The organism is Ferrimicrobium sp. (assembly GCF_027364955.1).
Classification (GTDB): Bacteria; Actinomycetota; Acidimicrobiia; order Acidimicrobiales; family Acidimicrobiaceae; genus Ferrimicrobium.
Genome location: NZ_DAHXOI010000062.1, coordinates 1 through 3,110 on the forward strand (window position 1 = coordinate 1; position 3,110 = coordinate 3,110).

At 41.3% G+C, this 3,110-nt stretch carries 4 protein-coding genes; all 4 read left to right on the forward strand.

The window, feature by feature from the left end:
• Window positions 1–91 precede the first annotated feature (91 nt).
• A complete protein-coding gene (locus tag M7Q83_RS13930) occupies window positions 92–595 on the forward strand; it encodes a hypothetical protein (RefSeq protein ID WP_298340181.1) in 504 nt (167 codons plus the stop codon).
• A 7-nt stretch (window positions 596–602) separates the two neighbouring features.
• Window positions 603–1,109 carry a PH domain-containing protein gene (locus tag M7Q83_RS13935; protein ID WP_298340185.1) on the forward strand — a complete coding sequence of 169 codons (507 nt, stop codon included), beginning with the start codon at window positions 603–605 and terminating at the stop codon, window positions 1,107–1,109.
• 35 nt (window positions 1,110–1,144) lie between these two features.
• Window positions 1,145–2,647, forward strand: coding sequence for a hypothetical protein (locus tag M7Q83_RS13940; protein WP_298340189.1), 1,503 nt, complete (start codon window positions 1,145–1,147; stop codon window positions 2,645–2,647).
• Window positions 2,644–3,110: hypothetical protein (locus tag M7Q83_RS13945; protein ID WP_298340192.1), on the forward strand; the 467-nt coding region annotated here is incomplete at its 3' end. The genes M7Q83_RS13940 and M7Q83_RS13945, both read left to right, overlap by 4 nt.

Here is a 3,110-nt window from a genome sequence, read left to right on the forward strand (position 1 = left end):
ATTGGCCGCCTTAGGTCTCCTATAGGAGAGGAAAGCAAACAAGAGGCAGAAGAAGACTGAGAAGAAACTTGCCAAACTGGAAGCCAAGAAAATGGAGATCCAGAAAGGAAAGAGAATAAGCAAGTTCAGGAAACATATAACAGCACTTCCATTTGTGGGAAGCAAAACGATCACAGGATTTTCAGGTTTTCTTGCAGCTGGAACATTCTACCAGTATGAGATAATGCATGACGTAAGGCTTACTGCAATATTCGGTGTGGCAACAATAGGTCTGTCTATACTTGCATCTGCACCCTATATGAAGAGCATAGCCAGGACAAACAGGACACTTGGTGAAATCAATGCCGCTATGGTAAGAATAGATGCATTTGTAGGTTCACAGCAACAGGTGGTTAATCAGGTAATTGCACAGGTCGAACAGATCATGCAGAAGAGAAACCTTGCAGATATAGCACAGTTAAATGCAAAGGTAGAGGATCTCAAAAGAAGCGTTGATGCACTTGGTTCTCTAAAGGTATCTGTAAGTTCTACTGGTTCAACACCATCTGGAAAAATAAACACTCCAGAACAGAAGAAACCTATAAAAGTGGGATGAAACCTCAATGGAACCTATAAAGGGTTCCCCTATATTCGTGGGACACAGGGCATACGGTAGCATGCTTGGAAATATTTTTCTATTTTTCATCGTGTTATTCGGCATTATATATCTTGAAAAGGAATACCCGTCATATCTCACCTATGTATTGTTTGTATTTCATGGCATTGTTATTGATGTTTTCAGGGCATTAATCTTCCTCGACTTCCTGATACTACTCATTCTGTATATCAGGCACAGGGAATATACCTATATCATTACCTCACAGCAGGTATATGTCAGGCATGGCATAATTGCTGCCAATGTGAGAAATTTTACATACGATCAGGTTCAGGAAGCATCATCATTCCAGACCATAGGGCAACGTATTCTCCTATGGGGGCAGTTGAATGTAACAATGCTTATCACACTCACTGGGCAGAGCAAGGTTGAAGAGGCACATATGGATTTTATTCACAGGCCTAAGAAGATTGCCAATCTCATGATCCAGAGAGTAAACGTGGGAAGCAAATAATAAACATTTTTATATTGAATAAGTATATATTCATCATGGCACTCATACCGTATATAATTCAAGAAGATGGTTTTTATTACGTCGCCTATAAAGAGAAAGTGAAAGTCCCGTATGTTGTTGGATCAGCAAAGGGAGTAGCAAACGGGTTATCAGAGGAATACAATGACGGCTGGGATTTCGGGCCTGACTCATATGATCCAACATCAACGTCAAAACCACCTTACACGCAGACAAGCGGGATACAGGAAGCGGTAAATTATCTGTTTAGTTTAGGTGGTGGGGTTATGCATCTAAACGATGGGGTATATGATATTACCAATGCCCCATTCGTAGATACCTTATGGGAAGTTAATAGTATGCCATCCCCGTATACAACAATAACAGAAATATATTGTCAACTCATAATGCCAGCAGTATCATATAGTGATCCAACAGTCAATATATCTATTATAGGGAATAGTGCATCGCGTGGTGGTATTGAGGGTGGACAGCCACCTGCCGAAACATCTGGCGGTGTCGTCATACGGTCTAAAGCAACACCCACAGGTCAGGGGATATTTATTCTCGGTGCTATAGTACCATCTAAGACTTCCGGGCCAGCGTTATTACCATCGAATATTAATCTATATATCGACGGTATAACATTTATGACTAAAGCTGGAAGTAATATGGGTGGTTTAGTACCATATACCTTTGCTACATTAACCGCTGGTTCGTTTTATATTACAAATGACTCTACATCAACCTTCCCAACTGACAGTGAAATCAACAGTAATGCGGCGTTGTTAGATGGAAACGGTGCTGCCTCTGCATATCAGTGGCGTTCGGAAATAGGTATAACGGGATACCAATATGCGTGGTTCACTGGCGGCGCCCATATAAGTATTGGTAAATTAATGGTTGATATGTGCGTTTATGGTATATACCAATTCTGGGGGGGTTACTATAGTAATACAGTACAGACATACGATGTGCAGAATACAAAGTATTTTATATCTACACTCCCAAATGGTAATCCATCGCCTATAACGACACTCGTCATAACAAATATAGTTTCTGGCGACCAGAAAAGTAGTGGATATTCATACGATTATGAATATGTTGTATATGACCAATCGAATAGTACATATAAAGGTGGACTAAATATGGTTGCGACATTAAGTATGTATAATCCTGATTTCAGTCCATTGTATAGTATTACGGAGTTTTCCCAGATACATATTAAAGAAATAGGGTTACGCTCAACCCCCACAATCCCCACTAATCCCCCTGCCACAGGAACGGTCTACCAGAACACAAACCCATACGACATTACCATAGACCTTCCAGTCTATGCATCGACATCAGGCACAGCAGGATACGTAACAATTGCAAAGGGTTCAACGGATACGCCAACTGCAATAGGCAACCAGTATGTGAGTGGAGATACATCTTCAACGGCAACACAAATAATCAGAGTGAGAGTTCCAGCAGGATGGTATTATGAGTTCACAGGTTCAGGTGTAACATTTGCAACTGCTACACCATTTGCAGAGTGATTGAAATGGAAGTTAAATGCCCCGTTGCCAAATGTGATTACACAGTCAGGGGGTCAAAGGATGGCTACAAACACTTCCAGAACTATGATGATCTGCATAAGAAACTGCACTGGAACTGGTTAAAATACTTCTATCCTGATCTTGCCAAGTCTGACTGGTCTGATGAGGTCAAATTCAGGTTCGCATACAGGAAATGGCATGAGAATGAGAAGAAACAGAAGATTCAGTTACAGAAACAGAAGAAGAAAGGTCATGATACCCCCAGTAATATTACCATGAAAGATGGCAAGATCATTTACAATGATGAAGAATACACTCCTGAACAGTTTGCCAATATCCAGAAAGGGATACAGTATATGCCAGTGAAGATGAATGATAAAGCATTTCCGGTACATGATGCGGTGGCAGGTGCACCCTTTATCCTTGCTGGCTATCGAGCGGCGGCGGGCCGACTTGACGCCTT

Coding starts and splice junctions, on each gene's coding strand:
- M7Q83_RS13940 (WP_298340189.1), top strand. CDS start 1,145: ATGGCACTCATACCGTATATAATTCAAGAAGATGGTTTTTATTACGTC.
- M7Q83_RS13930 (WP_298340181.1), top strand. CDS start 92: ATGGAGATCCAGAAAGGAAAGAGAATAAGCAAGTTCAGGAAACATATA.
- M7Q83_RS13935 (WP_298340185.1), top strand. CDS start 603: ATGGAACCTATAAAGGGTTCCCCTATATTCGTGGGACACAGGGCATAC.